Here is a 26,545-nt window from a genome sequence, read left to right as displayed (position 1 = left end):
GCGTTACCAAAAATTAATTGAGCCCATTCTTCAGAAGTGTTTGTGTGCATACGATAAATCTATGAGTGATGATGATCGATTAGATCACAGACTTAACGATATTCAAAGACTTGTGTATAAGAGACAGGGATACAGGTGAGGGGCGTGAGCAGAACGCGGAAGCTGCGCTCGGTTAACTTATTCTTACATGGATGTAAGCAAGTTTGAATCATGTAAAATTAGCACTCCCTAATTCGAGACACAAAAAAGCGAGTACTTTTACAATACTCGCTTTCAAATTAATAAATCTAAACCCTAGTTAGCTGCATTACTCTTGAAAGTAAGTGCCCCAACCGTCGTACTCAACTTCGCATTCTACGGCTAGTTGCGCTAGCTTATCAACGTCTTCCATAATTACGTCTACGTCTAGCTCAGCTTCTACTACTATGTCGAAGCTCCAAATTTTGCTGCCGTCTTCAAGCTCAAGCTCTGCTGGCTCTTCAACATCGTAGCCTAGTTTAAAAGCAGCCAACGCTGCTTGCTCTAGCTTAGGGAAGTCTTCACATACAAAATGGTGTTCTACTTCATAAAGTATTTCAGGATCTGATCCATCTTCAAGTAGTGAACTTACGATGTCTTCACTTATTTCACGCCAGTTTTCCATTATTTATCTCTCACTTGAGCATCTAATTCAGTTATTTTAGCAGCCATAATGCTATGCACGCTTTTAGCATGCTCACGCGCGCTAGTGTTTTTATCAAGCGATATAGGCGCTAACATTTCGATGTGAATTGTACCATTATCCCAACGATTTAGCTTAATGGTTTTATGTGTTGTATTCATACATACTGGAATCATGGGTACATCTGCGCTCATTGCGGTGTGAAACGCGCCAGTTTTAAACGGCAATAAACCTCTTCCGTAACTTCGTGTACCTTCAGGAAACATCCATACAGATAAGCCATTCTTCTTAATTTTTTCGGCTGCTTTTGAAATAGTTCCCGCCGCTTTGGAACGATTAGATCTGTCTATTAATATATTACCCGACAACCAGTAAAGCTGACCAAAAAACGGAATCCACTTTAAGCTTTTTTTACCTAAACTTACGCAATTTTTTGGCACCATTGCTGGCACTGTAAATAAGTCGTAGCTATTTTGATGATTAGCAACATAAACCGCAGGACCTGGATCAACGGCATCTTTATGACGTGTTAAAACTAACTTAACGCCAATCATTTTAGCCATTGAGCCAAACCAACCCGCTATTATATGTACATTATTAGGATGAAATGGTCTTACAATCGAAAGTAATAAACCAAAAATACAACTGAATAATATAAACAGCAGCATAATAAAAACGCGTATGACAGCTAGCAAATGGGCTTCTCCAAAAATCAATTATGATTATTATAGCGTTATTTTGTGACACAAACGAGTCAATAGCGCACAAGTGTACGCTGAAATATTTAAGCTGCTTGTTTTAATATTGCTTTAAAATGGTTTTAAAACAAAAACGGCCTGCAAATGCAGACCGTTTTTATTTTACAAAAAAGTAATTCGCTACTCTTCGCTAATGACTTCTTTTGATTCATCATCTTGAGGTGTTAGCTCAACAACGGCTTCGTCTACACGCTGTAAGCCACGTGGTAATTTATTACCCCTACGCCCTCGCTCCCCATGATAATGCTCTAAATCACTTGGTTTAAGTGTTAGTTTTCGCTTACCAGCATGAAGCGTAACACTGCTTCCTAGTGGCACAACAGCAAGCACTTTTACAAACTCTTCCCGGGCTTGTACTTTAGCACCCGGTATAGAAATGATTTTATTACCTTTACCCTTACCTAATTTTGGTAAGTCACGTAGCGGGAATAAAAGCATTCGGCCTTCGTTAGAAATAGCCATACAGTAATCGCTAGCAACATCGTTCACTCTAATAGGCGAAAGTAATATTCCACCCTTAGGGACACTTACCAGCGCTTTACCATTTTTATTTTTACTCACTAAGTCTTTAAAGTCAGTAATGAAGCCGTAGCCCGCATCTGACGCCATAAGCAATACTTGCTCGTCTTCACTCATTACCACGTGCTCAAAATTAGCACCTGGTGTTAAGTTAAAGCGACCTGTCATTGGCTCCCCTTGGCTACGCGCCGAAGGTAGACTGTGCGCATCGGTTGCAAACGCCCGCCCTGCTGAATCTAAAAATACTGCAGGTTGATTACTCTTACCACGAGCCGAGGCTCTAAAGCCGTCACCTGAACGATAATTTAAGCCTTGTACATCTAAATCATGACCTTTACCAACGCGTGCCCAGCCTTTGTCTGACAGCACAACAGTAACTGACTCTGATGGAATTAAATCTTTTTCGTTAAGCGCTTTTGCTTCTGAGCGCTCAATCACTGGCGAGCGACGATCGTCACCGTACATTTCAGCGGCTTCTTGAATTTCTTTTTTAAGCAGTGTCGACATACGACGTTCTGAGCCTAATATTTGCGCTAATTTATCACGCTCTTTGGCTAGTTCGTCTTGCTCACCACGAATTTTAAACTCTTCAAGTTTTGCTAAATGACGGAGTTTTAATTCTAAAATTGCTTCCGCTTGCGTATCAGTTAAATCAAAGCGCTCCATTAATACAGGCTTTGGTTTATCTTCGCTGCGGATGATTTCAATTACTTCATCGATATTTAAAAAGGCGGCTAACAAACCCTCTAAAATATGTAGGCGCGCTAATACTTTATCTAAACGATACTGCAAACGACGACGCACTGTTTCGCGTCTAAATGTTAGCCACTCACTTAAAATACAGCGTAAGTCTTTAACTTGCGGGCGACCATCTAGGCCTAACATGTTTAAGTTTACGCGGTAGTTTTTTTCAAGGTCGGTAGTTGCAAATAAATGAGCCATTAATGGCTCAGCTTTAATGCGGTTTGAGCGCGGGATAATTACAATGCGTGTTGGATTTTCGTGATCTGACTCGTCACGTAAATCGGCAATCATTGGTAATTTTTTAGCGTTCATTTGCACTGCAATTTGCTCAAGTACTTTACCACCAGAACATTGATGCGGCAGCGCTGTAATAACAATATCGCCATGCTCTTCGGTATAAACAGCACGCATTTTGATAGACCCACGACCGGTTTTATATATTTTATGAATATCGGCTTTTGGGGTAATTATTTCAGCATCTGTTGGGTAATCTGGCGCATGTACAAGCTCAAGTAATTCTTCAAGCTCTGTTTTTGGTTTATCAAGTAATAAACAACATGCGCTAGCCACTTCACGTACGTTATGTGGCGGAATATCAGTTGCCATACCTACGGCAATACCCGTTATACCGTTGAGTAAAATATGCGGTAAACGAGAAGGCAGTACAACAGGTTCATCCATTGTGCCATCAAAGTTTGGTGTCCAATCTACGGTGCCTTGGCCAAGCTCTTTAAGCAGTACTTCTGAAAACTTAGATAAACGCGCTTCGGTATAACGCATTGCTGCAAACGATTTAGGGTCATCTGCCGCACCCCAGTTTCCTTGTCCATCTACCAAAGGGTAGCGATAAGAAAACGGCTGCGCCATTAATACCATCGCTTCGTAACAGGCACTGTCGCCGTGTGGATGGTACTTACCGAGTACGTCACCCACTGTACGGGCTGATTTTTTGTACTTAGCGTTAGCCGACAAGCCCAATTCGCTCATCGCATAAATAATACGACGCTGCACTGGTTTTAAGCCATCACCTACATGCGGTAGGGCACGATCCATGATTACGTACATGGAATAATTTAAATAGGCGTCTTCGGTAAAACGCCCCATTGTTTGTTGCTCAATTCCTTGCATTAGCAAGGTATCTGTATCACTCATTAAAGCTTACCTAGTTTTTCTTATAGCTTACACGGTAGATTACATTGGCGTAATCATCGCTTACTAACAGACTGCCGTCACCTAATTCTGCAAATGCAACAGGGCGTCCAAATGTTGTTTCGTCTTTCATAAAGCCAGTAATAAATGGCGTATATTTAGTTACGCGACCTACTTCGATTGTTGCAAGGCCTACTTTATAGCCTGACTTTTTAGAACGGTTCCATGAGCCATGTTCAGCAACAAATAATTGTTGCTTATAACTTGCTGGAAATTGCTTACCGTTATAAAAATGAATACCTAGTGGCGCTACGTGCGCAGCAAGTGCAAGTGCTGGCGATGTGTAATCGGCAATGTTTTTACCTTCCCCAAACTCAGGGTCAATAATTGCGCCGGCATGAACATACGGAAAACCAAAATGCTCACCTTCTTGCGTTGCACGGTTTAACTCATCAGGCGGAATATCATCGCCCATCATGTCGCGACCGTTATCACTAAACCATAAAGCTTGAGTAGCAGGATGAAAATCAAAACCCACTGTGTTTCTAACGCCTTTAGCTATTGTTTTTATTTGTTTTGTTTCTACATTAAGGGCAAAAATACGACCAAAACGTTCATCCTCAGCACAAATATTACACGGCACACCCACCGGAATGATTAATTCTCCCGTTGGTGCAAAACGTAAAAATTTCCAACCATGATGACGCTCACTCGGTAGTTTGTTATAGACCACATCAAACTTTGGATCTTTTAATTGGGTATCAATATTTTTAAAGCGAATAATACGATGCACTTCGCCTACATATAAATCGCCATCTTTAATTGCTATGCCAGAGGGCATGTTTAAGCCTTTAGCCACAACAATTTTTTTATCTGCTACGCCGTCGCTATTGTGATCAATAAGCGCATATACGTTGCCTGCTTTACGAGAGCCAACATACACAATACCTTTTTTTGAAACAGCTATTTGACGTGCATTTTCTACATCATTTGCAAATAAACTAATTTCAAACCCAGGTGCTACGGTGAGCTTATCAAGTATATTTTTAGCCATTGCAGGAGCGCTAGTCAGCCCAAGTAACAGCAAACTTCCTAGTAATTTTTTCATTCGTCTCTCCTAGTGTTAGGCACAAGCAATTAAACGAGCGCCTTGTTACCATGATCTTCTAACCATTGACGACGATCAGGCGATCGTTTTTTAGCAAGTAGCATATCCATCATTTCCATGGTTTCTACTTCTTCATCAAGCGTAAGCTGCACTAAGCGTCGTGTATTAGGATCCATAGTGGTTTCACGAAGCTGTAACGGATTCATTTCACCCAGACCTTTGAATCGTTGTACGTTTACTTTTCCGCGTTTTTTCTCGGCTTCTATGCGCGCTAAAATAGCGGTTTTCTCTTCTTCATCTAGGGCATAATAAACTTCTTTGCCAATATCTATTCTAAATAATGGCGGCATTGCAACATACACATGCCCTGTTTTTACTAACTCTGGAAAATGACGAACAAACAGTGCACATAACAGTGTTGCAATGTGTAATCCATCCGAGTCAGCATCGGCCAGTATACAAATCTTATTGTAACGCAGTCCCGACATATCTGTTGATTCTGGGTCAATACCCAGTGCCACTGAAATATCATGTACTTCTTGTGATGCGAGTATTTGCCCCGACTCTACTTCCCAAGTATTTAAAATTTTACCACGTAGCGGCATAATTGCCTGAAATTCACGGTCTCGCGCTTGTTTAGCAGAACCACCAGCAGAATCACCTTCCACTAAAAACAGCTCGGTTCGGTCATTATCGGCAGCACTACAATCGGTCAATTTACCTGGTAATGCAGGCCCTGCAGTAACTCGTTTACGTACGACCTTTTTAGCTGCACGCAAACGGCTTTGCGCGTTTGAAATACATAACTCAGCTAATAATTCTGCGGTATCGGTATGTTCATTTAGCCATAAACTAAACGAATCTTTTACAACACCCGATACAAATGCGGCACATGAACGTGATGAAAGTTTTTCTTTGGTTTGCCCTGCAAATTGTGGATCTTGCATTTTAACCGACAATACGTAACTACAACGCTCCCAAATATCATCCGGTGTTAGCTTTACGCCACGAGGTAGTAAATTTCTAAACTCACAAAACTCTCGCATTGCTTCAAGCAAGCCTTGGCGCAGACCATTTACATGTGTACCACCTTGCGCGGTAGGAATTAAGTTTACGTAGCTTTCCGCTATTGATTCGCCACCTTCAGGTAGCCATACAACAGCCCAATCAGCGCCTTCAATTGAGCTTTTAAATTCACCTACAAATGGGTCTTGCGGTAATGTTTCAAACCCTTTAACGGCTTCAATTAGGTAATCTTTTAAGCCAGTTTCGTAAAACCATTCTTTGGTTTCTTTCGTTTGCTTATTAACAAACTTAATTCGCAGTCCTGGACACAAAACTGCTTTGGCTTTTAATAAATGATTAAGTTTGGTAATTGAGTAGTTTGGTGAATCAAAGTAGCTGACATCAGCCCAAAAACGAACCGTAGTACCAGTGTTACGTTTACCCACTGTACCAATTACATTTAAGTCTTCTACTTTATCGCCGCTTTCAAATGCCATTCTGTATTGTTGAGCATCGCGCCTTACTGTTACTTCTACACGCGTAGATAACGCATTTACTACCGAAATACCTACGCCGTGTAAACCGCCCGAAAACTGATAGTTTTTGTTGGAAAACTTACCACCGGCGTGTAACTTAGTGAAGATTAGTTCAACCCCTGGGATACCTTCCTCTGGGTGAATATCAATAGGCATACCGCGCCCATCATCGCTTACTTCAAGCGAGTTATCTTCATGGAGTATTACGTCGATACGAGTGGCATGACCCGCCATAGCTTCATCGACACTGTTATCGATAACCTCTTGGCCTAAATGGTTTGGGCGTACGGTATCGGTGTACATCCCTGGGCGTCGTTTTACCGGATCTAATCCATTAAGTACTTCAATGGCTTCGGCGTTATAATTTTGATCACTCATAGTTTTTGTCTTTATATCCGCTAAGGCTCTAATACGTTTACTAGTTTTATTGTTATATGCGCTAAAGCGTTAATATAGTAACTAACCTCAGTTCAGGCTAACTAGTTTTACGTGATTTTAAGAAAATCTACAATACTTGCAAAGGTGCGTTCAAATTCAACGTAGCTATGATCGCCACCAAACTCTATCAATTGCTTGCATTGCGAATAATATTTTACTGCGTGTTGAAAGTTCAACACTTCATCGCCTGTTTGCTGTAATAAATACAGTAACTCAGGATGTGCTAATTTATCTACAGCGAGTAATTTCAGCGCCTCAATATGACTGTTATTTAAATCGTAATGATAATCTTGATACGGATTATAATTAGGCCCAAGTAACGACTGTAATAAATTATAAGGTGCGACCGCGGGATTAATGACCACTGCAGGAATTTGATAACGCTGCGATAAATACGTGGCAAAAAAACCACCTAACGAGCTACCTAATAAAACGGTATCTGGCGTTAGTAATTGTTCAAGCTCAATTATAGCTTGTAGGGGCTCGTGGTTTAAGTTCGGTACACAATAATCAACGTCATAGTTTGCCATAAGCTCACCAAAGCGCACAGCTTTATATGATTTTTGTGAACTATTAAAGCCATGAATATAAATTACGCGCTTAGCCATACCACTTCCGTTTTTACTTCGACTTTATCTTTTTTACTCTTTATATTTAGCATTCTGTAAGCAGGCCCTGCATTTTTTTGCTCCCACTTTGGAGTGTATTTTACAAACTGGACTGAACTGGCAGGACTTGCATATATAGGCAAGCCTCTAAAGTTTTGTTCATAATCGTTGTGTACATGACCATGAAAAAGCGCAGATACATTATTACTATTAACTAAAATATTTAAAAGCTGTGGACCATTTTCTAATAAGTGCTTATCAAGATAGCCATTTATTGGCAGCGGATTATGATGGCAAAAGATAACTTTACTATTATTCGAGTTGACTAAAGTATCAGTTATTTCATCTAAATGCGCGCCAGTAACCCATCCTGCGGGTGTAGGCCCTTTAGAATTAATAAGAAGCAGCTCAACCCCGTTAGCAATAATATGTTTAGCCGAATTTATTTTTCCGCCACTTATGCGATTAAGCATTACTAGTTCATCATGATTACCTGGTACCCAAAATACAGGGCAAGTGATGTCACTGGCATTTATAAGTTCACTAAATAATAAGTACGATTCGAAACTATGGTCTTGTGTTAAATCACCACCAAAAATTACGCAATCTACTGGCTGCTCAGCGATGTGTGCCAAAGCTTGTTCAAAATGAGCTGCAGTATTTGCATTAAAATATTCACCATTTTTATCTGCAAATAAATGGCTGTCGGTAATATGCGCAATGCACAAAGATGATTTATCAAATGTATATGTATCATCAAACCAAGCCATTATTTACATCCCAATTTAATGTTGCTTGCCCGTGCTCTACACAGGCCACTAACCAGTCGTATAAAAAAGCATTAAGTTGATACTTTTCATCTTTTTGATGCATTTTAGGATTGGGGTATCCGTACGATGGTTTTATGCGTTGATGATAATCGTGATGAATTATTTCAGCTACTTTCGCATCATGATACAAGCGAGCCGTTAAATACAGCGGCGCTATCCCTTTAACCATTCCTGTTAGCTGCTTAATTGAAATATCCATAGTGTATTTTGCGCTGCCATCAATTTTTGTAGCAAATTCACTGTTGCCAAGTTTTACTTCACGAATGCTTCCTATATTGCGCTCGCTCGGTAACAACTTTAATAGTCGCACATAGTTATGCTCACAAAGTGTTAAATACTTTGGGAGGTTTTGAATATATCGATTTGTTGCTAATTGTGCTGTCAAAGTTCCGCCATAATATTAGTAAGAGTTTATGCCCATTTACTTGCCATTTTTTCGCGATTTAGCGCAAGCCACTGCATACAAATAACCGTTGCCGCATTATCTATTTCACCGTTATTGAGGCGCATTAGCGCATCATCAACCGATAAAATATGAGTTTTTATATCCTCTCCTTCAGTTTCAAGACCATATACACCTGATTCTACTTGGCTTAAATCAGCACGTGCTAAATATAAGTGTAAGCGCTCAGTTGTTCCACCTGGGCTTGATAGGTATGAGAGCATAAATTCAAGCTCGGTTAATTCAAGCCCTGCTTCTTCATACGCTTCTTTTTTTACAACAGATTCGTAATCCGTACTGCCGTCTGTCATTCCGGCTATACATTCTAGTAGCCACGGCGAATGCTTACTTTTAATAGCGCCAATACGTATTTGCTCAATCAAAAGAACAGTATCTGATATTGGGTCGTAAGGCAGTACTGCAATGGCATCGCCACGTTCTAATATTTCGCGGCTAATTACTTTAGATTTTCCACCTGCGAAAAGAGCATGTTCAAACTGGTATAAATCAACCTGAAAAAAACCTTTATAAAGGTTTTTAATTGGCTTTAAATCCACATCTTTATGTGTAAATTGAACGAGCTTTTTATCAACCATGTACTTACTTCCTACTTATCTAAAGTTTTAAAATGCGTTAATATATTCTGTTACACTTGAACATACTGTTTTACTAATTATTTTTTTTGTTATGCAGTAAAACAGGTTAACATGCTTTTAGTACAAAAATTGTCTAAGGACCGAACCCCACATGAAAAAGAACATTCTTGCGGCGCTAGTTAGTTTATCATGCGCACTAGGTGCAACAGCAGTGAAAGCTGAAGATTTACTACAAGTTTTTGAAATAGCGACAGCTAACGATCCTACTGTTTTAAAAGCCAAAGCCCAAGCTGATGCACAGTCTTACCAAAGCGATTTGGCGATGAGTGCACTACTACCTCAAATTGGTTTAACCATGGGTTATACAAAAAGCGATGCAACGTCGTACCAAAGCGTTGGCGACTTATCTAACCAAGTTAAAGTTGAAAGTGACACAGACCAATTCTCTCGTGGTGTAAGTTTAAGCCAAACATTATTTGATTTAGGTGCCTGGAATACGTTAGATATTGCCGACAAGCAAGCACTTCAAGCAAGCGGCCTATACGATGCAGCTAAACAAAACTTAATTGTACGCGTTGCTGAGGGTTATTTTAACGTATTAAGTGCCAGCGATAACCTTGAATTTGTTGAAGCTGAAAAACGTGCAATTGAACGTCAGCTTGAGCAAACAAAACAACGTTATGCGGTAGGCTTAACAGCAATTACAGACGTACACGAAGCGCAAGCTCAGTTTGATAACTCGGTAGCCCAAGAAATTATTGCAGGTAATGCTGTAGAAACAGCACGCGAGCAGCTTCGTGAGATTACAGGTAAATACCACGAAAAATTAGATTTTTTAAATACAGATACTTTCTCAACAACTAAACCAACTAAGCGCTCAAGCGACTTTGTTAAAGTAGCTGAAGATAAAAATATCAACCTGCAGGTGTCTAAAGTAACGGTTGATATTGCAAAAGATCAAATTGAATTAGCAAAAGCAGGCCATTATCCAAAACTAACTCTAAGTGCAAATTATGGTGACTCTCTTACAGACACTCAAATAAATGGCGCTAATTTTGATGATCAACCACGTTCAGACTCAAGCTCTGTTGGGCTTAACTTTAGCGTGCCTTTGTATTCAGGTGGTGCAACAGTTGCTGCAACAAACCAAGCCCGTGCGTTTTACGTATCAGCGAGCCAAGATTATGAAACAAATTACCGCGCAGTCACTCGCACAGTAATTACATCTTATAATCAAGTTGTTTCAGATATTGCGACTTATAAAGCGCTAGAGCAAGCGGTTGTTTCAGCTCAAAGTGCCCTTAAAGCAACTGAAGCTGGTTTTGAAGTAGGTACTCGTACCATTGTTGACGTACTCGTGAGTACGCAAAATTTATACGATGCAAAACGTAACCTTGCTGATGTGCGTTACCGTTATGTGTTATCTACCCTTCGCTTAAAACAAGCAGCGGGTACACTAACAAGTGAAGATTTAGTTGCTATAAACCAAGGTTTAAAATCAGCTTAACTTTTACAGCTAAACATAATATAAATTTATTCAAAGCCAGCATTTAGCTGGCTTTTTGTATTTCACAGCGCTTAGCGTTAAACTATCGTTTTTATTCTCAGAGAGATTTTTGTGGTCACTTCTTCTCCTTTTAAAGCATCTTTTTTAGGCCCTCGATACTGGTTAACGTGGGTTGGCGTTTTATTTTTATATTTGATTTCTTGGTTGCCACAAAAACTACAGTTGGCGATGGGAAAACAGCTTGGTCGCTTAGTTCATAAATTTATGAAACGCCGTCGCCATATTGCAGAAGTTAACATTAAATTATGTTTTCCTGATATGAGCGCAGCAGATCAAAAAGATCTTGTACTAAAAAATATGGAAAATACCGGCATTGCTATGGTTGAGACTGGTATGGCCTGGTGGTGGCCGCAGTGGCGAGTTGAAAGTGTATATGGTTCAATCAAAGGTCTAGAACACTTTGAGCGTGTACAAGCATCTGGTAAAGGTATTTTATTACTTGTCCCCCATATCTTGCATCTTGAAATGGCTAGTCGTGTGATGGGATTGAAATGCCAAGGCTTAGGCTTTTATCGCCCTCACAACAACGCACTAATGGAATACTTTACAACTAATGGCCGTCTTCGTTCTAACGAATACTTAATTGGCCGAAAAGATGTAAAAGGTTTGCTTAAATCATTAAAAAATAAAAAAGTATGCTATTACTTACCCGATCAAGATTACGGCCGTAACCGCTGTGAATTTGTCCCATTTTACGCAGTTCCCGACACTGCAACGACAACAGGTACTCTTATGTTTGCTGGCAGTAAAAACTGCGAAACTATGAGTTTAATCTCGCGCCGTGACGAAAATGGTAAGTACCATTTAGAGGTAGTACCTGAGCTTGAAAACTTCCCAAGTGGTGATGACAAGGCTGATGTAACACGGGTTAATCAACGCGTAGAGCTATGTATAAATGCAGCTCCAGAGCAATACATGTGGCTGCACCGTCGCTTTAAAACTCGACCTGATAAAAATACCCCTTCTTTTTATAAAAAGTAATGGTATAACAATAATAGGAACAAATAAGGTGGGTAATAATCATGTGGTTTTGGATTAGACATTTATCATTTGCAGCCGTGCTAATAGCACTCGCCGTATACTTTTTAGTGGGTGATGGTTCTGTATTTGATATTAAAAAATCTAAAAATGCAGCCGCCGAAGGACTATCACGCTTTTACTCCTCCATTCGTAACCAAGTAAAAAGTAATAAAGAACGAGATCAATTTGTTTTAAAACTTAAAACACCAGAACAAACCTTGGATAGAGTATTGGCTGAACGTGCGCGAACAGTAGATCCAATGCCGACCACTTGGACTGGAGAGGTTGAACCTAGGCGCTTTGAAAATGGCACAACTCTTAAAGATGTACTTAATCAATATGCTAAAAACGAGGGGATTGAGCTTTACTGGTACTTAAGTAAAGATTACGTAGTTAAAGATCATTTTAGAGTAGACAGTAACTTTACTTCAGCACTGTACCAAATTGGACGCGCTATAAATGATGATTTTGAGCATGAGGTTTATACTTACTTTTGCTATAAACAAAGAGCAGCGGTTATTACCGAGTTACCATCAGAATTTGTACGTACAAACTGTTTAAAACTAAAGGTTTAAGGGTTTAAGGGTTTACACGTACATAGACCCAAGCAAGCGCTTGGGTTTTCAATTCAATTCAATTCAATTCAATTCAAAAATACTATTCCAAATATTAGTTACGTTAGTAATATCTTGTAAAAACGTTTCTCGCGGGATCAATTTGCCTTTTTGCTCCAAGCTCAACACGTGATAACACGAGCGATAATCAATATACGCTTTTATCAACTGCTGCTTTTGCTCTTTAGTAATACAACCTATATTTGCCGCATCCGTTAATATCCTTACGTTATCTGAGTAAACTGTAAGCTGTTCAAACTCGTTTGCGTGTTTAAGTACTAAATATTGCGTAATAAACTCAATATCAGCCATACCACCAACATCTTGTTTTAAATCAAATTGCTCAGTATTTCCTTTCGCTAAATGGTCGCGCATTTTTTCGCGCATTTTTATTACATCTGCTTTTAAGACTGTATGATCGCGCTGTTGGCAAAGTATATTTTTACGAATTTGTGAAAAACGATCTATGAGATCGTTTTGGCCCAAAATCAACCGTGCCCGCACAAGTGCTTGATGTTCCCACGTCCATGCTTGAGTTTGCTGATAGTGATTAAAGCTCTCTAGATTGATAGCCAGTAAACCTGATGCACCTTCAGGGCGTAATCGCGTATCAAGCTCATACAAAATCCCCGATGCAGTACGAGTATTAAATAAATGCATTAAGCGCTGAGCGAGTTTTAAATAAAACTGGCGAGAATCTATCGGTTTTTCACCATTGGTTTGGCTTGAGCCATCATGATTATGCACAAACACCAAATCTAAATCTGAGTCATACCCCACTTCCAAGCCGCCCGTTTTACCATATGCAATAACAGCAAAGCCTTTGTTTTCATCATCAGTGCCAGGTGGCATACCAAAACGCTTAACAGTGTTATGCCATGCAATATTAACGGCTTGGTCAACAATCGCCTCTGCCAGTACGGTTAAATGATCGCTTACTTTCATTACGTCAAGAACACCGGTTGCATCGGCGGCAGCAATTCGTAATTGATGAGTTTGCTTAAATTGCCTAAGCGACTCCATTTGCAGTTCTAAATCGTCATGCTCTATTCGTAAAAAATACTGTCTTATTTCATCTTTATACGCTGTGAGCGGGGTCGGCTTATAAAGAACTGCGGGGTCTATTAGTTCATCAAGTAATATGGGGTAGCGAGAAATATGCTCCCCTATCCATTTGCTATGACAACACAGTAAAACAAGTTGCTTTAATGCACCTTGGTTTTCGTAAAGCAATTCTAAATAGGCAGTACGCGAAATTATCTTATTAAAAATTTGGCAAACCATTGTGAAAGCTGCTGCACCGGCATTAAAGTCATTTAATTGATTTAGTAAAACAGGCATTAACTTATCAAGAGTGTCACGCCCTCGGTTACCTATATTTACCTTAGACAGCCTTAATTTAAAATCGTTAAGGGGTGCTTGCCATTCATCTCTGGCCTCTTTTAAAAAGCTCACATCACCATGATCCCAAGCACTAATAAATGCGCCTTCACAGGTATCAAGTGGCACGGTTTCCTCGCCAATCACAAGTGCAAACTCACCGTTAACTTGTTTCATCACCTTTTCTATAGTGTTTAAAGTGGCAGAAAAATCAGCTTGTTCTAATAATAAATTTAAGCGCTGCTGATTCAATTCATCATCAGGGAGTGTTTGCGTTTGCTGATCGTCAAATATTTGAAGGTACTGCTCAACTTTACGTAAATAAAGGTAATTGCGCCTCAACTCGCTTGCTTCTTGCTCATCTATAACTTGGTTAAGTGCCAACTCATTTAATGCTTTGAGTAAAGATTGGGTTTGTAAATTAGCCTCTCGCCCACCTCTTACCATTTGCAGGGCTTGCACTATAAATTCAACTTCACGAATACCACCAGCGCCTAGTTTTATATTATTAGTTAAGCGTTTACGGCGAACCTCTTGTGCAATCATTAACTTCATTTTACGCAAGGATTCAATCACCGAAAAATCAATATACCGGCGGTAAACAAACGGCTTTAAAAGCTTAATAAATTCATCCCAATACTTATTAGGAGTGCCAATTAAGCGCCCTTTTAACATGGCGTAGCGTTCCCAGTCGCGCCCTTGTTCTTGGTAGTAATCTTCAATGGCATTAAAGCTCATAACCAAAGGGCCGCTTTCGCCAAACGGGCGTAGGCGCATATCAACTCTAAATACTTGCCCATCACCGGTGGCTTGGTTAAGTGCTGCAATCAGTTTTTGTGCAACTTTGGTATAAAACACTTGGGCCTCAAGGCTTCTGCGGCCACCTTGGGTTTTTGTGCTGCGCGGATACGCAAAAATAAGATCAATATCAGAGGAATAATTTAGCTCCTGTCCGCCAAGCTTCCCCATCCCCAATACCATTAGCGGCATTGCTTGGTTTTGCTCATCAAGCGGTTCACCATTTACTTTTGCCACCTGTGCATGCGCCCATTGGTTGGCGCTATTAATTAGCATGTCAGCCAGTTGGCTTATATAATTAATACTATCGGCAATGGGGTTATTACAGCATAAATCTAAAAAGGCGACTTTAAGCCAGTACTTTTCACGATATTGACGAAGTACTTTATGGCACTGTGCTTCATCAAGGTCAGCTAAATTCAGGTTTTTAAAAGGAGAATCTATTACTCTATTTTGTATTTCGTCTTTGCATAATAGCCAGGTATTTAAATCAGGTTGTGACTCTAAACTGCGCCAAGCAAAGTCGCTTAATGCTAATAACCTTACAACTTCACTTTGTTTACTTTGCTGCGGGTATAACTGTTCAAAGCGCATCAAGCCAAGTTTTTGTAATTGAATAGGAAGTTGCTTTACGTTACTCATCAATCCTCTCTTTTATATCATCAATAACCGTACTAGAATGATTAAAACCTAGAAAGGTTAACTTAATTAGGATCACCATGTCATATTTGTCTTTATCTAACACTAGTTTTATTGCGATTGCCATTAGTTTTGCGGTTATTTGCATAACTATTTTTTGTTTACGAGTTGTCACTCAAATCAAAGCAAAACAAACGCTTAAAGATGAGTTAGCGCAACACGACAACTTTGCCATGGGTATTAGTTTTGCATCTGAAATATCGGTTGTTATAGCCACTATAGCCTTTTTATTTGACGAAATAAGCGTAAGCACTGCACAGTCAAACCCGTTAAAAGTGTTAATTATTATTGTTCTCTTATTCACTTTTATAAAAGTGGGCCATTTAATTCACAGAAAATGGATACTCCACAGATTTAATGAAGAAGCTGCCATACTAAAACAAAATGTATGTGCTGCATTGGTAGACTCAGGAATGTTAATCGCTAACTGTATTATTGCTCTGGGCTTGTACACGTGGACGCACACGCAAGGGTTTAGCAACTTACTTATTGCTTGCGTTAGCTTTTTTACACTTCAGGGGATGTTTGCACTTGATAGTAAAATACGAGAATATCGTTTTGCCAAAGCAAACCAAGGCGCTTCGCTACAAAGTAACTTCAACTTAGAAAACACCTCTATAGGTATAAGATATGCTGGAAAATCAATCGGTTTAGCATTATCTGTGTACGCTGGTTTATCTAGCGCAGCATTTCAAAACGGTAAAATGGTTGAAAACATATTTACACTTGTAATGCATTGCGGTGTAATGTGGATACTACTTTACGGCTTAACGTATGTGATAAAAGTTATCTCTTTACCAAATATTGATACGGCTCTTGAAATAGACCATCAAGATAATATTGGGGTAGCATGCATAGAATTTGCTGTTTTTTGTGCTATTGGTTATTTACTTATTAGTATGTTTTCTCTTTAGACCTTTTTTACTGAAAATACAGCAATTAAAACGTCTGCATTTAAGTAATAATGGTAATTACTTAGATGCAACAAGGTCCTAGCTCTATGCCGCCTGAAATAACGAACTATTTGTTAATTGACATAGACAACGAATTTAGCCGCGCATTTGCCGAATACTATGTAAATAGTAATGGCATAACAAAAGCGAGTACACTTATTGCTGCAGGGAGTAATACCCGCCAATTAGTAAAAATGATGTTTGACGAGCTTATTAAAGACTATAGTTATTGCGATCTTGAAAACGAAATAAGCGTTTCTGAGTTAATTAATTATTTAAAAGATCATCACGATTTACACGGAGTCCTTTTCAATAGCACCGATTATTTACTCGCAAGTGATAAGCAGCGCTTTATTTATAACTCCTTACATGAAGAACGCTTTTTAATAAATCTTGATGATACAGGCTATACACTAAGCCGGGTTACCGATGAGACGTTAACGGAACCTTCGCAAAATCATCACGATATAGCGCATACCCCACAAGATTTAATAGATCTCGCCGAACAACTTAATAAAAATAAATAATTGCGCACAGCCCCCAGCTTACTTACCATAGCAATATATATTTTACGCTATGTAGTAAGTGACGCCCTATGCGAGTTCCTCATATTTATCAAACATCGAGTATTGCCCTAAACACCCCTGTAACTTTAGATGACGATGCTGCAGGGCATATTGGCAGAGTGCTGCGCATGAAAGTAGGCGAGCATGTATCTATTTTTAATGGCGAAGGTGGCGAATACCTTAGTGAAATAATTGAGGTAACAAAAAAAACAGTCGTCGTAATGCCATTAGAACTTAACCCTCACGATGTAGAATCTCCACTTAAAATTCATTTAGGTCAGTGTGTATCCCGTGGTGATAAAATGGATTTTACAATTCAAAAGTCAGTTGAACTAGGTATTACCGAAATCACCCCTATTTTTAGTCAACGCTGTGGTGTGAAACTAATGGGCGATCGTCTTGAGAAAAAACACCAACAATGGCAAAAAATTGCAATTGCTGCGGCTGAGCAGTCAGGGCGTAATTTTGTGCCAATTATTCACCCACCTATAGATTTAAAACAATGGCTTGCACAACAAACCGATGCAATTAAGCTCACTCTTCACCCTCGTGCTGAGCACAGCATTAAAACTATTACGGTACCTAAAGATGGCGTACGCTTTTTAGTAGGCCCCGAAGGTGGCTTTACCGACGATGAAATGGCACTAACCAAACAACTAGAGTTTGTAGATATTCGCTTAGGCCCGCGCGTTTTAAGAACGGAAACAGCCGCTTTAACGGTCTTAAGTGCATTACAACTTCAATTTGGCGATTTAGCTAATTGAAATAACTAAAAGCACCCTCATATAAACAGTAACATTTATAGTAAGGCACAGCGCATGGCAATTAAGTTAGGTATTATTTCAGATCCTATTAGTGGATTTAACATCAAAAAAGACACCGGTTTTGCAATGATGATGCAAGCGCAAGAACGTGGCTACGAAATTTATTATATGGAGATGGACGATTTATCTCTTCGTAAAGGCAAGTCGTACGCTACAGCGTCTAAAGCGCAAGTGTTTAATAATGCAGAAAAATGGTATGAGCTTGAAGAAAAAGCCACTATAGCCCTTGCCGATCTTGACGTAATTTTAATGCGTAAAGACCCTCCTTTTGATACTGAATACATTTACGCGACGTATATTTTAGAGCGTGCTGAACAAGAAGGTACGTTAATAATTAACAAGCCACAAAGCCTTCGCGATGCTAACGAAAAGCTGTTTACAGCATGGTTTAGCGAGCATACGCCAGACACACTTGTTACACGTAGCCAAAAACAAATTCGTGAATTTTTAGCACAGCATAAAGACATTATTTTAAAGCCGCTTGATGGCATGGGTGGCGCATCTATCTTCCGCCTTAGAGAAGACGATGCCAACATTGGTGTAATTTGTGAAACGCTAACCGAGCACGGTAGCCGCTTTGCTATGGTGCAAAATTACATCCCAGAGATCAAACAAGGCGACAAGCGCGTATTGGTTATTGATGGCGAGGTTATTCCGTATTGTTTAGCGCGTATTCCACAAAATGGTGAGACACGCGGTAATTTAGCTGTTGGCGGTCGAGGCGAAGCGCGCCCACTTAGTGAATCTGATTTAAAAATTGCGCAAGCAGTTGCGCCAACGCTTAAAGAAAAAGGCTTAATATTTGTAGGTTTAGATATTATTGGCGATAAATTAACTGAAATTAACGTAACTGCACCAACGTGCGTACGCGAAATTGAAGCTGCTTATGATATTTCTATCACAGGTATTTTATTTGATGCAATTGAGCGTAAATTAGGTAAGTAATTACCACAATAAAAAGCCCATTAGTTTAAGCCTTTCATGCAATTAATGGGCTTTTTATGTCAATTTAAATAACTATGCCATACTCAAAGTTCATTAACTAAAAAGGGTGAAATCTATGCAGTCATTAGAAAATCATTTTTTAATCGCGATGCCGTCAATGCAAGACCCTTTTTTTAAACGTGCTGTTACCTATATTTGTGAGCACAATGAAGATGGGGCTATGGGCTTGGTAATAAACCAACCTATTGATGTTACTGTTGGCGAACTTTTAGATAAAATAGAAATTGATAACGACAAAACGCAAAACGCAGCAAAAGTAAGTGTGTTTGCAGGTGGACCCGTTAAAACTGACCGTGGTTTTGTACTGCACTCTCCCCAATCGGGTTATTCAGCAAGTCAAAAACTCAGTAGCGATATTATGATCACTACCTCAAAAGACGTTCTAGCAAACTTAACCACTGCACAAGCACCAGAGCAGTTTATTATTACACTTGGTTATTCAGGGTGGGAGCAAGGACAACTCGAACAAGAGTTACTTGATAACAGCTGGTTGATCATAGAAGCCGATCCGAAGATCATTTTTGATACCCCCGTTGAAAAACGATGGGAAAAAGCAGTTTCAATGTTGGGCTTTGATATTAGCCAACTCAGCCCTGAAGCTGGTCACGCATAATAGTAACTAACCCTTAGCAAACTTAAACAAGATACACATGACAAAAAAATCGCTTAAGCCGCAAGGCGAACGCACTGTAATGGGCTTTGACTTTGGCACCAAAAGTATTGGTATTGCTATTGGGCAAGAGTTAACCGGCAGTGCGTCTAGCCTTAAGGCTGTAAAAGCACAAGATGGCATTCCTAACTGGGACCATATCGCCGTACAAGTAGCCGAGTGGCAGCCTGACTTAATGGTTGTTGGTTTACCACTAAATATGGATGGAACATCACAAGAGGTTACCTTTAAAGCAAAAAAGTTTGCCAACAGATTGCATAATCATTATGGCATTCCTGTGCAAACACAGGATGAGCGCTTAACGACAGCGGATGCTAAAGCGCGACTTTTTGAAAGTGGCGGCTATAAAAACTTAGGTAAAGGTAACGTAGATAATATGTCTGCGGTTATTATTTTAGAAAGCTTTTTTGAATCTAGTTACGGTGAATAAACTGGCTATATAAACAACCCTTTATACAAATAAAAAAAGCGCCAATTGGCGCTTTTTTATTAATTACTTTTAAATTATTGATCGCTATTTTTATCATCAAGGCCATCAATAGTAACGCCCTGTAAAAAGCCCGCACCTTGTTGTTCGTTATTGCGCAGTTTTATCATTAAGCGTAAATCATTTGGCGAGTCAGCATGGTGCAGTGCATCAGCGTAGTTAATTCGCTGCTGTCTGTACAACTCAAATAACGCTTGGTCAAAGGTTTGCATGCCCATTTCTTTCGACTTAGCCATTGCCTCTTTAATTCCGCCAATATCACCATTTTTAATCAGTTCAGCGACCATTGGTGAGTTAAGCAATATTTCAATAGCTGCAACACGGCTTTCACCATCAGCAGTCGGCACTAATTGCTGAGCAACAATGGCACGTAAGTTAAGTGCTAAGTCGTACTTAAGCTTATCGTGTTTTTCTTTTGGTACTAAATGCATAATACGGTCAATCGCTTGGTTCGCATTATTAGCATGTAGTGTTGCAACACACAGGTGCCCGGTTTCAGCAAAGCTTAGGGCGTATTCCATGGTTTCTTGCGATCGAATTTCACCAATCAAAATAACATCTGGAGCTTGGCGTAATGAGCTTTTAAGTGCCGACTCAAAGCTTTCTGTATCAAGCCCTACTTCGCGCTGAGTAATAATACTTTTACGATGCTCATGAACAAACTCAATCGGATCTTCAATGGTCAGTATATGACCTCGTTGATTACGGTTTCGATAACCAATAAGTGCAGCTAGTGAGGTCGATTTACCCGTGCCTGTACCACCTACAAACAAGACAAGACCGCGTTTAGACATAATTACATCTGTCAGCGTAGACGGCAGACCTAAATCACTCACATCAGGAATTTGCGTCACAATACGGCGAATAACCATACCTGCTCTATCGCGCTGCCAAAAAGCAGAAATACGAAAACGCCCTTCGTCGGTAGCAATCGCAAAGTTACATTCTTTCGTTGTATGAAATTCTGCTTTTTGCTTTTCGCTCATTGCAGATTCTACTAACTCAAGCGATTGCTCATCAGTCAGTCTATCGTCACTGAGAGCTGTTAGTTCACCGTTTATTTTTGCACTTACAGGTAACTGACTCGATACAAATAGGTCAGAACCCTTTTTCTCAATCATTATGAGTAAAAAGTCGTTTAAAGATAAAGCCATAATAATTTCTTACCCACCAAATTGTGTTTTGTCTTGCGCTTTTTCTTTCGCTGCCGCATTTGTAACAATACCGTGATTAACTAAATTAGTTAAACACTGATCCATTGTTTGCATGCCCACAGACGCACCGGTTTGAATAGACGAATACATTTGTGCAATTTTATCTTCACGAATTAAGTTACGAATAGCAGGGACTGCAATCATAATTTCGTGTGCTGCAACTCGCCCACCACCAATTTTTTTAAGCAGTGTTTGTGAAATTACCGCACGTAAAGATTCAGATAACATTGAGCGCACCATAGCTTTTTCTTCACCTGGGAATACATCAATAATACGGTCAATAGTTTTTGGTGCAGATGTTGTATGTAGCGTGCCAAACACTAAGTGACCCGTTTCGGCAGCAGTCATTGCAAGACGAATTGTTTCTAAATCACGTAACTCCCCCACAAGTATTACATCAGGGTCTTCACGCAATGCACTACGTAGCGCGTTTGAAAAGCTATGTGTATCGCGGTGAACTTCACGTTGGTTAATTAAACTTAATTTATTATCGTGAACAAACTCGATTGGATCTTCTATTGTTAGAATATGGTGATGTTTATTTTGATTTATATAATCGACCATAGCGGCAAGTGTTGTTGATTTACCTGAACCCGTTGGCCCTGTTACTAACACGAGTCCACGTGGGGTATCAGAGATTGTTTTAAAAATATCTGGCGCACCTAAATCATCAAGCGTTAACACTTCACTTGGTATGGTACGAAATACCGCAGCAGGCCCGCGATTAGAGTTAGACGCATTCACACGAAAACGTGCTAAATTAGGCACTTCAAACGAAAAATCCACTTCGAGGTTTTGTTCGTAGTCCTTGCGTTGATTATCGTTCATAATATCGTAAACCAGACTGTTTACGTCTTTGTCTGCAAGGGCTGGTATGTTAATGCGGCGAACATCACCGTCTACGCGTATCATAGGTGAAACACCCGACGATAAATGTAAATCGGATGCTTTGTGTTGCACACTAAACGCTAATAATTCGGTAATATCCATTTATGACTCCACAACTAACTGATAAATATATGGTTACAATAGCAGAACGACTCACATCCGCCTACGCTAGAATTGCAGACGCGGCAAAAAACACACAGCGAAACACTAACGAAGTTACTCTACTAGCAGTGTCTAAAACTAAACCAAGCGAAGATATTATTGCAGCTTATGAGCATGGTCAGCGCGAATTTGGTGAATCTTATGTTCAAGAGGCTATAGATAAAATAGCTCAACTACAGTCATATAGCGACATCATTTGGCATTTCATTGGCCCTATTCAATCAAATAAAAGTGCATTAGTAGCTGCTAACTTTGATTGGGTGCAAAGTGTTGATCGCATAAAAATAGCAAAGCGATTAGATTCCCAGCGCCCAGACGATAAACCACCTCTTAATATACTTATTCAAGTAAATATAAGTAATGAGGAAGCAAAGTCAGGTTGCCGCCGTGATGAAATAGATGAACTTGCCAATTTTATTAACCAATGTGAGCACTTAACACTTCGAGGTTTAATGGCAATTCCCGCTAAAAGCGACAAACTGGATACGCAAATTCAATCTTTTGAGCAATTACAAACTTGCTTTGATAAACTAAAGACCCAATATCCTCAAGTAGATACTTTGTCGATGGGTATGAGTAACGATGTTGAAGCTGCCATTAGCGCAGGCTCAACCATGGTAAGGATCGGCACAGACATTTTTGGAACACGAACTTAAAAGGTGATAACAGATTTATGTCAGATAAAAAAATCGCATTTATAGGCACAGGTAATATGAGCTACGCCATTATTGGTGGCATGGTAAAAAACGGCTTTAACGCAAGTAACATAATTGCGACTAACCGCAACCAAGAAAAGCTTGAAAAGGTAGCATTTGATTTCAAGGTGCAAACCACCAGTGACAATAACGAAGCCCTGCGCGATGCTGATGTAATTGTTTTGTCTGTTAAACCACAAATGATGGGCGATTTATGTAAATCGTTTCAAGAGTCAGGCGTAGACTTTAGCGATAAACTGTTTATTTCTGTTGCTGCGGGCTTAACTGTAAAACGTTTGCGTGAAATGCTAGGCCAAGACGTTAAAATGGTACGCTGCATGCCAAACACGCCATCTTTATTAGGTCGCGGAGTATCAGGTTTATATGGTGCGGGCGAAACACCAAGCGAACACGAATTTGTACAACAAGTTTTTGAATGTACGGGCATTGTTGTATGGGTGGAAAAAGAGTCACAAATTAACGATATTATTGCTGTAACCGGCTCATCACCTGCTTACTTTTTCTTATTTATGGAAGCCATAGAAGAAAAAGCTAAAGCGCTGGGCTTTAACGATGAAGACGCTCGTCGCCTGGTACAACAAACAGCCCTTGGCGCTGCCGAAATGGCACTTAGCCAGCCTGATATTAGTATTTCGCAACTACGTTCAAACGTAACATCTAAAGGCGGCACTACTCACGCAGCTGTTGAGCACTTAAAAGATGAAGGCTTAACTAAAACCGTTGGCGATGCAATGGATGCGTGTATTGCGCGTGCAGAGCAAATGGAAAAAGAACTTTAAAACCACTTTTTATTGAAGGTTACACTATGAATGCCATGCAATTTTTAATCAGTACCCTGTTTGATTTGTTTTTAATGGTGGTATTACTGCGCTTTTGGCTGCAGTGGGCAAAAGCCGACTTTTACAATCCAATGAGCCAGTTTGTGGTTAAAGCCACGTCGTTTGCGGTAAAACCACTGCGTAAAATCATTCCGGGGTTTGGCGGACTTGATCTAGCATCTCTGTTGCTGGCATTTATAGTGGCTGTAGCCAAAATTAGTACTTTAATGCTTGTTATATATAATGCGTGGGCAATACAGCCTGTGCTTATTCAAGCACTTATAACGGTACTAAAAGAAGGCCTTAATTTAGTATTTTGGGTACTTATTATTCGCGCTATTTTAAGTTGGGTTAGCCAAGGCTATAACCCTATAGAAGCGGTTTTCCACCAGCTTACTGAACCAATGCTAAAACCAATTCGTAAAATATTGCCATCAATGGGTGGCTTAGATTTATCAGTTTTAGTGCTTATTATTGGTATTCAGTTTTTGCAAATGCTGCTTATGGATTTTTTAGTCTAATATGGATTTTTTAATTAGAGGCCCAAAGGCCTCTTTTTTATATGTTTTGAGGAATACATAATGAACCGTTTAATTAAGTTTTGTTTTATTGCTTGTTTAGCATTTGCATTTAACGCGCAAAGCGAAGAAATGCAGGGCGCACAATACAAGGAGCTTGGCCCTTGGCAAGTCCATTACATCGCCTTTCCTTCTACTTTTATTCAGCCAAAAATAGCAAAAGCATACAACCTTGAGCGCAGTGGCTACAAAGGGGTTGTAAACATTTCTATATTAAAAAATGATGCCGATAAAACAGCACAAACGGCAAAGCTTACAGGCACAGCTAAAAACCTACTTGGCAACAAACAAACGCTTACTTTTAAAGAAGTAAAAGAAGGTGAGTCAATTTATTACCTTGCCCAAGTTGATTACACCAACGAAGAGATTTTACGCTTTGAGATTGAGATACAACAAAATAATCAATTTCAAAAATTACAGTTTCAGCAAAAATTTTACGTAGATTAATAACATGACCAAAACTTTAGTACTTGCTACAGGTAACCCTGGCAAAGTAAAAGAGCTAGCTAACATGCTAAGCTCTTTGAATATTAATGTAGTTCCACAGAGCGATTTTAACGTAGGTGAAGTTGCCGAAACCGGCACTACCTTTGTTGAAAATGCCATTATTAAAGCGCGCCATGCCGCTAAAATTACTGGTATGCCTGCTATTGCCGATGACTCAGGTTTAGAAGTTGATGGCTTAAATGGCGCGCCCGGTGTTTACTCAGCCCGTTTTGCAGGCCCAGGTGCCAGCGATCAAGATAACATTGATAAGTTACTTGTAGATTTAGGTGATAACCCTATTCGCAGTGCACGCTTTTGGTGTGTACTGGTGTTAATACGCCACGCAGACGACCCTACTCCGCTTATTTGTAGTGCTAGTTGGGAGGGCGAAATTACGCTCACTCAAAATGGCAATGGTGGATTTGGTTACGATCCTGTGTTTTTTGTAGCAGAACAAAATTGTACGAGTGCTGAGCTTACAAAAGAGCAAAAAAATGCAGTGAGTCATCGCGGACAAGCGCTGCAAAAATTATTACTAGAACTACAGCAAAAAGGCGGCCTGTGAACCTTCCACCACTGAGCTTATATGTGCACGTGCCTTGGTGCGTGCAAAAATGCCCGTACTGCGATTTTAATAGCCACGGACAAAAAGGTGAAATACCTGAAGCTGAATATGTTCAACACTTAATTGATGACTTAAAAGCAGACTTGCACTTAGTGCAAGGACGTAAAATTCACAGCATTTTTATTGGTGGCGGCACGCCAAGCCTATTAACTGGTGCAGCTTATACCCGATTATTAAATGAAGTCGACAACCTAATTGGGCTTGAAGACAATTGTGAAATTACCCTTGAAGCCAACCCTGGTACAGTAGAAACAGGTCGCTTTAAAGATTACGTAAAAGCAGGCATTAACCGTATTTCTATCGGTGTGCAAAGCATGCAAAACGACAAGTTAAAAGCACTTGGTCGGATTCATGGCAGCGACGAGGCAAACTATGCTGCGCAACAAGCTAAAGAAGCCGGTTTAAATAGCTTTAATCTTGATTTAATGCATGGCTTACCTGGGCAAACACTTGATGATGCTCTGAGTGATTTAAAACAAATAATAGCGCTCGATCCACCGCATATATCTTGGTATCAACTAACTATTGAACCCAATACTCAGTTTGCTTCAAAGCCCCCTACCTTGCCACAAGATGAAACACTGTGGGACATTCAAGAACAAGGGGTTGAGTTACTCGCGCAAGCAGGTTACGTGCAATACGAAATATCGGGCTATGCAAAACCGGGCTATCAATGCCAACATAACTTGAATTATTGGCGTTTTGGCGATTATCTCGGTATTGGCTGCGGCGCACATGGTAAGGTTACTGATGCAAATACAGGGCTTATAACGCGTACCGAAAAGGTTAAACATCCACGCGGCTATATGGATTTAATTAAACCATATATGTATAAAAGCTGGCATGTAGAGCAGGACGATTTAGCGTTTGAATTTTTTATGAATCGCTTTCGCCTTGTTGAGCCTTGCCCAATTAATGATTTTAATAAACTAACAACACTGCCGCTGCAAAGTCAGCAAAGTGCATTAAACCAAGCAATAAATAAAGGTTTATTGACTCAAACAGACAGCCATTGGCAGGTAACCTTAAAAGGTCATCGCTTTTTAAATGACCTGCTAGAATTGTTTGTGTAGCGCTAAGG

Annotated in this window: 27 protein-coding genes; 15 read left to right on the top strand and 12 right to left on the bottom strand. The window is 39.8% G+C overall.

The window, feature by feature from the left end:
- Positions 1-307: 307 nt before the first annotated feature.
- The 9 genes from rraB to QL998_RS12335 all read right to left on the bottom strand — a co-directional run bounded on the left by rraB (position 308) and on the right by QL998_RS12335 (position 9,394).
- Entirely contained in the window at positions 308-643 is a 336-nt protein-coding gene (gene rraB, locus QL998_RS12375; protein WP_007376503.1) for a ribonuclease E inhibitor RraB, read from the bottom strand.
- A complete protein-coding gene (locus tag QL998_RS12370; RefSeq protein WP_024596234.1) occupies positions 643-1,356 on the bottom strand; it encodes a 1-acylglycerol-3-phosphate O-acyltransferase in 714 nt (237 codons plus the stop codon). The genes rraB and QL998_RS12370 overlap by 1 nt, the downstream gene beginning before the upstream one ends.
- A 183-nt stretch (positions 1,357-1,539) precedes the next feature.
- On the bottom strand, positions 1,540-3,834 hold the full coding sequence (gene parC / locus QL998_RS12365) for a DNA topoisomerase IV subunit A (RefSeq protein WP_024596233.1): 2,295 nt from the start codon (positions 3,832-3,834) through the stop codon (positions 1,540-1,542).
- Positions 3,835-3,844: 10 nt separating this feature from the next.
- Positions 3,845-4,939, bottom strand: coding sequence for a PQQ-dependent sugar dehydrogenase (locus tag QL998_RS12360; RefSeq protein ID WP_290192792.1), 1,095 nt, complete (start codon positions 4,937-4,939; stop codon positions 3,845-3,847).
- Positions 4,940-4,968: 29 nt separating this feature from the next.
- Complete coding sequence (gene parE / locus QL998_RS12355) at positions 4,969-6,858, bottom strand: DNA topoisomerase IV subunit B (RefSeq protein WP_290192791.1); 1,890 nt, start codon at positions 6,856-6,858, stop codon at positions 4,969-4,971.
- A gap of 107 nt (positions 6,859-6,965) precedes the next feature.
- Positions 6,966-7,526 (bottom strand): YqiA/YcfP family alpha/beta fold hydrolase, encoded by a 561-nt coding sequence (locus QL998_RS12350; protein WP_002961960.1) that lies wholly within the window; start codon positions 7,524-7,526, stop codon positions 6,966-6,968.
- On the bottom strand, positions 7,511-8,296 hold the full coding sequence (locus tag QL998_RS12345; protein WP_002961959.1) for a metallophosphoesterase: 786 nt from the start codon (positions 8,294-8,296) through the stop codon (positions 7,511-7,513). Before QL998_RS12345 ends, QL998_RS12350 begins: the two co-directional genes overlap by 16 nt.
- Positions 8,283-8,741 carry a DUF1249 domain-containing protein gene (locus tag QL998_RS12340; protein ID WP_024596230.1) on the bottom strand — a complete coding sequence of 153 codons (459 nt, stop codon included), beginning with the start codon at positions 8,739-8,741 and terminating at the stop codon, positions 8,283-8,285. Before QL998_RS12340 ends, QL998_RS12345 begins: the two co-directional genes overlap by 14 nt.
- A 26-nt stretch (positions 8,742-8,767) precedes the next feature.
- A complete protein-coding gene (locus tag QL998_RS12335; protein WP_024596229.1) occupies positions 8,768-9,394 on the bottom strand; it encodes an NUDIX domain-containing protein in 627 nt (208 codons plus the stop codon).
- Between the two features lie 151 nt (positions 9,395-9,545).
- Here QL998_RS12335 and tolC point away from each other — a divergent pair, with 151 nt between their 5' ends.
- The 3 genes from tolC to QL998_RS12320 all read left to right on the top strand — a co-directional run bounded on the left by tolC (position 9,546) and on the right by QL998_RS12320 (position 12,556).
- Positions 9,546-10,901: an outer membrane channel protein TolC gene (tolC, locus tag QL998_RS12330; protein ID WP_024605069.1), complete on the top strand. Its 1,356-nt coding sequence runs from the start codon at positions 9,546-9,548 to the stop codon at positions 10,899-10,901.
- A 111-nt stretch (positions 10,902-11,012) separates the two neighbouring features.
- Positions 11,013-11,942, top strand: a complete 930-nt coding sequence (gene lpxL, locus QL998_RS12325; protein WP_024605070.1) for an LpxL/LpxP family Kdo(2)-lipid IV(A) lauroyl/palmitoleoyl acyltransferase — start codon at positions 11,013-11,015, stop codon at positions 11,940-11,942.
- A 41-nt stretch (positions 11,943-11,983) separates the two neighbouring features.
- On the top strand, positions 11,984-12,556 hold the full coding sequence (locus QL998_RS12320; protein ID WP_272451631.1) for a toxin co-regulated pilus biosynthesis Q family protein: 573 nt from the start codon (positions 11,984-11,986) through the stop codon (positions 12,554-12,556).
- A 63-nt stretch (positions 12,557-12,619) separates the two neighbouring features.
- Here QL998_RS12320 and glnE read toward each other — a convergent pair whose 3' ends face one another.
- Positions 12,620-15,415: a bifunctional [glutamate--ammonia ligase]-adenylyl-L-tyrosine phosphorylase/[glutamate--ammonia-ligase] adenylyltransferase gene (glnE, locus tag QL998_RS12315; protein WP_272451630.1), complete on the bottom strand. Its 2,796-nt coding sequence runs from the start codon at positions 15,413-15,415 to the stop codon at positions 12,620-12,622.
- A gap of 77 nt (positions 15,416-15,492) precedes the next feature.
- Between glnE and QL998_RS12310 the strand changes: the two genes are divergently transcribed.
- The 6 genes from QL998_RS12310 (at position 15,493) to ruvX (ending at position 19,920) form a co-directional block, all read left to right on the top strand.
- Positions 15,493-16,386, top strand: coding sequence for a hypothetical protein (locus QL998_RS12310; RefSeq protein ID WP_290192790.1), 894 nt, complete (start codon positions 15,493-15,495; stop codon positions 16,384-16,386).
- A 65-nt stretch (positions 16,387-16,451) separates the two neighbouring features.
- The gene (locus tag QL998_RS12305) at positions 16,452-16,952 is read left to right on the top strand and encodes a hypothetical protein (protein ID WP_082007357.1); all 501 of its coding nucleotides are present in this window, start codon (positions 16,452-16,454) and stop codon (positions 16,950-16,952) included.
- Between the two features lie 68 nt (positions 16,953-17,020).
- Positions 17,021-17,755 (top strand): 16S rRNA (uracil(1498)-N(3))-methyltransferase, encoded by a 735-nt coding sequence (gene rsmE / locus QL998_RS12300; RefSeq protein ID WP_002961950.1) that lies wholly within the window; start codon positions 17,021-17,023, stop codon positions 17,753-17,755.
- Positions 17,756-17,809: 54 nt separating this feature from the next.
- Positions 17,810-18,760 (top strand): glutathione synthase, encoded by a 951-nt coding sequence (gene gshB / locus QL998_RS12295; protein ID WP_182196814.1) that lies wholly within the window; start codon positions 17,810-17,812, stop codon positions 18,758-18,760.
- 115 nt (positions 18,761-18,875) lie between these two features.
- Complete coding sequence (locus QL998_RS12290) at positions 18,876-19,433, top strand: YqgE/AlgH family protein (protein WP_002961948.1); 558 nt, start codon at positions 18,876-18,878, stop codon at positions 19,431-19,433.
- A gap of 37 nt (positions 19,434-19,470) precedes the next feature.
- Positions 19,471-19,920 carry a Holliday junction resolvase RuvX gene (gene ruvX, locus QL998_RS12285; RefSeq protein ID WP_002961947.1) on the top strand — a complete coding sequence of 150 codons (450 nt, stop codon included), beginning with the start codon at positions 19,471-19,473 and terminating at the stop codon, positions 19,918-19,920.
- 74 nt (positions 19,921-19,994) lie between these two features.
- On the opposite strand, the gene QL998_RS12280 is transcribed toward ruvX, so the two are convergent.
- Together QL998_RS12280 and QL998_RS12275 are read right to left on the bottom strand one after the other, a co-directional pair.
- The gene (locus QL998_RS12280) at positions 19,995-21,131 is read right to left on the bottom strand and encodes a PilT/PilU family type 4a pilus ATPase (protein ID WP_024596219.1); all 1,137 of its coding nucleotides are present in this window, start codon (positions 21,129-21,131) and stop codon (positions 19,995-19,997) included.
- A 9-nt stretch (positions 21,132-21,140) separates the two neighbouring features.
- Entirely contained in the window at positions 21,141-22,181 is a 1,041-nt protein-coding gene (locus QL998_RS12275; RefSeq protein ID WP_290192789.1) for a type IV pilus twitching motility protein PilT, read from the bottom strand.
- 2 nt (positions 22,182-22,183) lie between these two features.
- Between QL998_RS12275 and QL998_RS12270 the strand changes: the two genes are divergently transcribed.
- The 6 genes from QL998_RS12270 to hemW are packed head-to-tail and all read left to right on the top strand — an operon-like array spanning position 22,184 to position 26,537.
- Complete coding sequence (locus tag QL998_RS12270; protein WP_182196817.1) at positions 22,184-22,897, top strand: YggS family pyridoxal phosphate-dependent enzyme; 714 nt, start codon at positions 22,184-22,186, stop codon at positions 22,895-22,897.
- Between the two features lie 17 nt (positions 22,898-22,914).
- Positions 22,915-23,736 (top strand): pyrroline-5-carboxylate reductase, encoded by an 822-nt coding sequence (gene proC, locus QL998_RS12265; RefSeq protein ID WP_039488316.1) that lies wholly within the window; start codon positions 22,915-22,917, stop codon positions 23,734-23,736.
- Between the two features lie 26 nt (positions 23,737-23,762).
- Positions 23,763-24,296: a YggT family protein gene (locus tag QL998_RS12260; RefSeq protein WP_002962568.1), complete on the top strand. Its 534-nt coding sequence runs from the start codon at positions 23,763-23,765 to the stop codon at positions 24,294-24,296.
- 60 nt (positions 24,297-24,356) lie between these two features.
- On the top strand, positions 24,357-24,800 hold the full coding sequence (locus QL998_RS12255) for a DUF4426 domain-containing protein (protein ID WP_165723835.1): 444 nt from the start codon (positions 24,357-24,359) through the stop codon (positions 24,798-24,800).
- Between the two features lie 4 nt (positions 24,801-24,804).
- On the top strand, positions 24,805-25,404 hold the full coding sequence (gene rdgB, locus QL998_RS12250; RefSeq protein WP_290192788.1) for an RdgB/HAM1 family non-canonical purine NTP pyrophosphatase: 600 nt from the start codon (positions 24,805-24,807) through the stop codon (positions 25,402-25,404).
- A complete protein-coding gene (gene hemW, locus QL998_RS12245) occupies positions 25,401-26,537 on the top strand; it encodes a radical SAM family heme chaperone HemW (protein WP_290192787.1) in 1,137 nt (378 codons plus the stop codon). Before rdgB ends, hemW begins: the two co-directional genes overlap by 4 nt.
- Positions 26,538-26,545 lie beyond the last annotated feature (8 nt).

It is taken from the genome of Pseudoalteromonas sp. APC 3691 (genome assembly GCF_030408135.1).
Lineage (GTDB): Bacteria > Pseudomonadota > Gammaproteobacteria > Enterobacterales > Alteromonadaceae > Pseudoalteromonas.
This window is presented reverse-complemented; position numbering and strand designations above follow the sequence as displayed.

Excerpts from the sequence above, each read along its gene's own strand:
- rraB (WP_007376503.1), bottom strand. The coding sequence starts at position 643 with ATGGAAAACTGGCGTGAAATAAGTGAAGACATCGTAAGTTCACTACTT.
- parC (WP_024596233.1), bottom strand. The coding sequence starts at position 3,834 with ATGAGTGATACAGATACCTTGCTAATGCAAGGAATTGAGCAACAAACA.
- QL998_RS12360 (WP_290192792.1), bottom strand. The coding sequence starts at position 4,939 with ATGAAAAAATTACTAGGAAGTTTGCTGTTACTTGGGCTGACTAGCGCT.
- parE (WP_290192791.1), bottom strand. The coding sequence starts at position 6,858 with ATGAGTGATCAAAATTATAACGCCGAAGCCATTGAAGTACTTAATGGA.
- QL998_RS12350 (WP_002961960.1), bottom strand. The coding sequence starts at position 7,526 with ATGGCTAAGCGCGTAATTTATATTCATGGCTTTAATAGTTCACAAAAA.
- QL998_RS12345 (WP_002961959.1), bottom strand. The coding sequence starts at position 8,296 with ATGGCTTGGTTTGATGATACATATACATTTGATAAATCATCTTTGTGC.
- QL998_RS12335 (WP_024596229.1), bottom strand. The coding sequence starts at position 9,394 with ATGGTTGATAAAAAGCTCGTTCAATTTACACATAAAGATGTGGATTTA.
- tolC (WP_024605069.1), top strand. The coding sequence starts at position 9,546 with ATGAAAAAGAACATTCTTGCGGCGCTAGTTAGTTTATCATGCGCACTA.
- QL998_RS12320 (WP_272451631.1), top strand. The coding sequence starts at position 11,984 with ATGTGGTTTTGGATTAGACATTTATCATTTGCAGCCGTGCTAATAGCA.
- glnE (WP_272451630.1), bottom strand. The coding sequence starts at position 15,415 with ATGAGTAACGTAAAGCAACTTCCTATTCAATTACAAAAACTTGGCTTG.
- QL998_RS12310 (WP_290192790.1), top strand. The coding sequence starts at position 15,493 with ATGTCATATTTGTCTTTATCTAACACTAGTTTTATTGCGATTGCCATT.
- QL998_RS12305 (WP_082007357.1), top strand. The coding sequence starts at position 16,452 with ATGCAACAAGGTCCTAGCTCTATGCCGCCTGAAATAACGAACTATTTG.
- rsmE (WP_002961950.1), top strand. The coding sequence starts at position 17,021 with ATGCGAGTTCCTCATATTTATCAAACATCGAGTATTGCCCTAAACACC.
- gshB (WP_182196814.1), top strand. The coding sequence starts at position 17,810 with ATGGCAATTAAGTTAGGTATTATTTCAGATCCTATTAGTGGATTTAAC.
- QL998_RS12290 (WP_002961948.1), top strand. The coding sequence starts at position 18,876 with ATGCAGTCATTAGAAAATCATTTTTTAATCGCGATGCCGTCAATGCAA.
- ruvX (WP_002961947.1), top strand. The coding sequence starts at position 19,471 with ATGACAAAAAAATCGCTTAAGCCGCAAGGCGAACGCACTGTAATGGGC.
- QL998_RS12280 (WP_024596219.1), bottom strand. The coding sequence starts at position 21,131 with ATGGCTTTATCTTTAAACGACTTTTTACTCATAATGATTGAGAAAAAG.
- QL998_RS12275 (WP_290192789.1), bottom strand. The coding sequence starts at position 22,181 with ATGGATATTACCGAATTATTAGCGTTTAGTGTGCAACACAAAGCATCC.
- QL998_RS12270 (WP_182196817.1), top strand. The coding sequence starts at position 22,184 with ATGACTCCACAACTAACTGATAAATATATGGTTACAATAGCAGAACGA.
- proC (WP_039488316.1), top strand. The coding sequence starts at position 22,915 with ATGTCAGATAAAAAAATCGCATTTATAGGCACAGGTAATATGAGCTAC.
- QL998_RS12260 (WP_002962568.1), top strand. The coding sequence starts at position 23,763 with ATGAATGCCATGCAATTTTTAATCAGTACCCTGTTTGATTTGTTTTTA.
- QL998_RS12255 (WP_165723835.1), top strand. The coding sequence starts at position 24,357 with ATGAACCGTTTAATTAAGTTTTGTTTTATTGCTTGTTTAGCATTTGCA.
- rdgB (WP_290192788.1), top strand. The coding sequence starts at position 24,805 with ATGACCAAAACTTTAGTACTTGCTACAGGTAACCCTGGCAAAGTAAAA.